This window comes from Nocardia sp. NPDC041819 (assembly GCF_055590505.1).
The window spans coordinates 1-4,986 of record NZ_JBVJAP010000047.1 but is presented as its reverse complement, the minus strand read 5'-3'; the positions used below and the strand labels follow the sequence as shown (position 1 = coordinate 4,986).

4 protein-coding genes and 1 other annotated feature are annotated in these 4,986 nt (G+C 60.8%); of the genes, 2 read left to right on the top strand and 2 right to left on the bottom strand.

The window, feature by feature from the left end:
* Window positions 1-1,225: 1,225 nt before the first annotated feature.
* Window positions 1,226-2,044: an LLM class flavin-dependent oxidoreductase gene (locus ACZ6DL_RS37975; RefSeq protein WP_466058561.1), complete on the bottom strand. Its 819-nt coding sequence runs from the start codon at window positions 2,042-2,044 to the stop codon at window positions 1,226-1,228.
* A gap of 2 nt (window positions 2,045-2,046) precedes the next feature.
* Entirely contained in the window at window positions 2,047-2,898 is an 852-nt protein-coding gene (locus ACZ6DL_RS37970) for an alpha/beta fold hydrolase (protein WP_466058559.1), read from the bottom strand.
* A gap of 1,051 nt (window positions 2,899-3,949) precedes the next feature.
* Here ACZ6DL_RS37970 and ACZ6DL_RS37965 point away from each other — a divergent pair.
* Together ACZ6DL_RS37965 and ACZ6DL_RS37960 are read left to right on the top strand one after the other, a co-directional pair.
* Window positions 3,950-4,225 carry a transposase gene (locus tag ACZ6DL_RS37965; RefSeq protein ID WP_466058557.1) on the top strand — a complete coding sequence of 92 codons (276 nt, stop codon included), beginning with the start codon at window positions 3,950-3,952 and terminating at the stop codon, window positions 4,223-4,225.
* A gap of 10 nt (window positions 4,226-4,235) precedes the next feature.
* Window positions 4,236-4,365: a sequence feature (AL1L pseudoknot), on the top strand.
* A gap of 34 nt (window positions 4,366-4,399) precedes the next feature.
* On the top strand, window positions 4,400-4,986 hold a 587-nt coding region (locus ACZ6DL_RS37960), incomplete at its 3' end, for a DDE-type integrase/transposase/recombinase (protein WP_466058555.1).

Below are 4,986 nucleotides of genomic sequence, written 5' to 3'. Positions count from 1 at the left end.
CTCGTCATCCACGACCCACGGTGCCGCCACGACGAAACATACTGCACCGCAACGAGAGTCACCGCCACTCAACAGAACCTGTTAGGAGCTCATAGGGTGCAACGGTGCTCGAATCGCCGCGGAGGAATATGCTTTGTCGGCCAAGACCCAATCAGGGTTGCGTCGCGGCGGACCGCCAGCCAACCTCGGCACCGCAATCGCGTCGAGCACCGCGGGCATCCTCGGCGAATCACCGGCTTGCCCAGCGGTGATCAATACCGCCAGCCCCGACCGTTGCAGTCGGTGGCCAGATGACCTTTCGTCGTCAGTCCACCGTGGGATCGGCCGATACCGTGATCAGCAGGCGCACAACTCTCCATCCGGGCCAGCAACGGGGCCGGTCCCCCGGCGAGTGATTGGCTCCGTGTGGATGCCTGCACGATCGTCGAGTCAACTGAGATCACCCAGTCTAGGTTGCCCGTCGCATCAGCAAACGCGGTCAATACGACCAGCACTCGATCCCAGGTGCCGTCGGTGGCGTAACGACGGTGATGTTTCCATACCGTCTGCTATGGACCAAGCGCCTCGGGCAGGTCCCTCCACCGTATCCCTGTCCGCAACCCAAAAATATCCCTCCACGACCAGGCGGTTGTTGGAGAGGTTGCGGCTCCCGCGACCAGATTTCGGTAACAGCAGCTCAAGCAGTTCCCTCTGGTTGTCCTTCAGAACCTAATAGCGCTCACCGACACTCGCTGCCACGGCGGACATGATGCCCGACCCGACAACCTACCGGGGTGGACCAGAAATACCGATTGGGAGACGTGACCTGGCTTGAATTTAACGTCTGAGGTCGTGTTCGGAGACCCCAGTCAATCTTAAACGAAGCCCTTGGCTGATGATTTTTCTTGCGACAGAATAGATCTTAAAATCCAAGGGCTTCGGTGAATAGTGTGCACGACACCGGCTGTGCCGGTGCGTTGGGGGACCTCTGGGTTCCGGCGGGAGATCTATCGGTGTCTGACCGCGCGGGCGGATGCGGTGTTCGAACTGGCCGATGCGGTGTTGTGTGCGGACGGGCCGGTGCGTTCGCTGCCGGAGTTGTCGCTGGTGGGTGAGCATCGCCGGGCCACGGCAGCGTATACGCGGCGCTGGATCGCGGCCGGATCGAGGCGTGCCGTGATCGGCACTATAACAGGCGCTGCTTGGTATTCGCCGATATCACGGCATGCGATGCTTCCAAAGCGAATCAATGATTTTGCGCTGGCCCGTCGCGAAGTACGCCACGCACTTGGTCGACAGATATCGTTTCACAGTCGAAATCGGTCAGCCACCACGTTGCGCCCGCGGCGGCGAATGACGCAAGGTCGCGGCCAGGCTCCAGGGCGACGGCGATGTCATAGGGTCGCCTCTGTCCGGCCTGTGAACGGAGGGACTTGAGCTGCGCGGCAATCTCGGCTATTTGGTCGGGGTGGTCGAGATTGACAGGAAAAAATCCGTCATACCGGGCAGCGCGGCGTAGCGGTTTCATGTTGCCAGCAAAACCGGCGATCCACACCGGCACTCGCGGCCGCTGCACCGGCGTGGGTAGGAATCGGATGCCGTTCACGAGGTAGTGGGTGCCGCGGTGATATACTACTTCACCCGCCCAGGCAGCTCCAAGTATCGCCAGCGATTCGTCCAGCATTTCAGCGCGCAGGCGATCGTCAAGTTCCTCTGCAGTCCTTGAGAATTCGCCGCCGAAGTGGTCACTTCCCAGGCCGGCACCCATAATCAGGCGGCCACCGCTCAAGCGGTCCAACGCCGCAGTTTCGCGGGCCAATTTCGCCGGTCGACGGCGCGCCAGGGGTGTGACCATTGGGCCAAGCCGAGCACGCTCCGTGGCCGAGGCGATTGCCGCGAGGGTGACCAGGGGGTCTGCAACCTCGATGACTGGCTCCCGCCAATGGATGTGATCCCACACGAATACGCCATCCCAACCAGCTGCTTCGGCCTCACCGGCCAATTTCGCAACCACCAACGGGTCAGCGAGGCCGTCAAATATGGGTAGCCACAACCCTGAACGCACTTCTACTCCGCCGTGTGCTTCACCAACGCGGAATCTAACAGCTCCCACACTGGTTCGGGTGCATCGTGGCCCACCTGCTCGAGGACAAGCAGTTCGGGGCGGGTATCGCGTCGGCGAGCGCTTTCCCATGGGGCAGAGGGAAGATCGGATCGAGTTTCCCGTGAACGACCGGGGGCGGCACGACGATGTCGCCGAAGCCGCCCGAACGCGGCCCATCGGGATCCGTAGCGAAGCGGTTGGACAGAGTCAAAGCAAGGATTCGTACTGTGTGTGTAGTCCTGTTGTGCCAGTAACCGGGTCGCGGCTTCGGCAAAGAAGGGCGATCGACCAGCTCGCGCGTGTATCGAGGCTATAAACATCTCCACCGTCGAGTCGTGGTCCTGAAGGTCGAATTGTGGGGTAAACGGTTCATCTTGTTTCTCGTTTGCAGGGCCGGACGGGGTCAGCGGTTCTTCCTCGCCTGTTGCGGTGCCTACAAGGGTCAACGTCGTTACTCGGTCGGTGTGGTCGACGCCGAGGACCAACGCGACCCCACCCGATATCGAACGGCGGACAATAGGAGCGCAATCGATACCCAGCACGTCCAAGATACCGACCACATCTCCGGCGAGATCGCTCATCGCGTGGCCGGGTTCTCCGGCCGAATAGGTCACCGACCGGCCGGCGTCACGGGTATAGAATTCGACGACGAACCGTCCACACGTGGCCAACGGCGAACACAAGGCGGCCGCCCACCACCACATCGATGCCTGCTCACCGTGCATTAGCATGATGGCAGGATTGGCGGCGTCGCCGAACGTCTCGATATGCAATTCGACGCCGTTGGCTGATATTATCCGTTCACCGTTCAACATTATCTCATCTATTGCTCATGGATCGTTTACAGACGAGCGGTCGCTCGCCCTCTCACACAATTGAAGGCATTGGGTATCGAACCAGACCTTGCTCCCACTCGTTCACTCGTCCTGACATCTGCTGTGTGAGCACTTCGGCGAGGCGCTGAAGAGCATCGTAACGATCGAGAGCAAATGTCACCGTACTCATATTTGTCAACTTACTGAAGGCGACATCTGCGGTTCTCCCGCGCCCATGAGTGGTGTGACAAGACCGGAGAGTCGCCGACTATGAGCGCGGATCAGCACTTATCCTTTCACTCGGATCAAAAGGGTGATGTAGCAGCTTCCGAATAACGTTTAGCAACGCCAGGCGAAGAACGGGTCTCATGTTCCGGGGCCAGGACAAGAACAGGGCCATCGGAGACGTTGGCGACCTCGATACAGCCTCAAACGGCGATGCTGGACGCCATGTGCCTCAATAGACTGAGGGCCAAAGGCGCAGGTCCATGGCTCGATTTCCCTTCTCAGAGCCGGATTGCTCACGGTTCGCGACAAAGTCTAAATGCTTGTTCCGGCACGCTACCGGGGGTGTCAACACGGTTAACGGCAACGTACGCCAGCCTACTGGTCGTATTCCACGGTGAGCTATAACAAATTTTACAAGTCGCGGTTTGCACCCCTCGCCCCCGGAAGAATCCGCCTACATGCGGGAGTTGCACGATCTAATACCAGCGACCGGAAGGACCGTCATCACAACGACATCGGCGAACACCTCAAGCTCAAGAACCGAGCTGAATGGTGACAACTGTGTCGTTGCCTGTGCTGCGGCGCACCGAGTGGACTCTGGGAGCGCCGGAAGTACCCGCACCGTACACCATCCCCGATCACTGCGGAAGATGCTGGAGATCCGCCCCGCCCCTACAAGGTGGACACGTGCCCCAACAGCGGCTGCGGAGCTGTCGAAGCTAAACGATCGTAATCGTCGGCAGTGACACTCATACTTCCACACTGTGATTGAACCGTCACGGGTTTGGGACCGCTTCCTTCTTTGAGGAAGATGGTCTCCATCATGTCGAAGCGCTACCCGCCCGAGGTTCGTGACAAGGCTGTGCGTCTAGCCCTGGAACGGTTCGATGAGTACGGATCCGCCTACGCTGCTGCGCGTGCGATCGGCCCGCTGGTCGACGTGCATCATGAAACTCTGCGGTTGTGGATCAAGAAGGCCCTCGACGAAGCGCCGTCGAGTGCCCCGGACTCGCCGGGCTTGTCGACAGCGGAGCGAGAGGAGTTGGCTCGGCTGCGGAAAGAGAGGTTTGAGACCTCAAGCAGACCAACGAAATCCTGAAGCTGGCGTCGGCCTTTTTCGCGCGGGAACTCGACCCGCGACACCGCTGATCGTCGGGTTCATCGACGAGTACCGTGAGGTCTTTTGGCGTCGAGTCGATCTGCCGCGCGCTCTCTTCGCACGGCGTGCAGATCGCGCCCCGGACCTACCTCAAAGCCCGCCGTCGGCCACCGTGTGACCGCGATCGCCGACGCGCTGGTGGAGAACGCGTTTCGTGGTCTGCACGGCGAATACATACAGATGTATGGTCGCCGCAAAATGACGCGCTACCTGCGCCGTCAGGGCCACGAGGTGGCGTTCTGCACCGTCGACCGGCTCAGGCGCGAGCTCGGCCTCAACGGCGTGGTCAGAGGCCGCAAACAACGAACCACCATCCCGGCAAAGAACGGCATCCGTGCTGGTGACAAGCTCAATCGCGACTTCACCGCTGCGGCGCCGAACCACGTGTGGGTTGCCGACTTCACGTATGTGTCGACCTGGACCGGATGGGCATATGTGGCGTTCGTGTTCGACGCGCACTCGCGGGCGATCGCGGGCTGGACCGCCACGGCCGGCAAACCGACCGCGCCGGTTTCCAAGGCTCTCAACATGGCCCTCAGGCAGCGCGATCACTACGGGCATCCGGTCGAGCCCGGACTCATATTCCATACCGACGCCGGGTCGCAAGGCGGATTCAACTGGTCGTCGCAACACGCTAGTGCAGCGATCGTAGATGGTCAGCCATCGCTTCGGCGGGTGTCCGCCATCCGAGGACTTCCCGG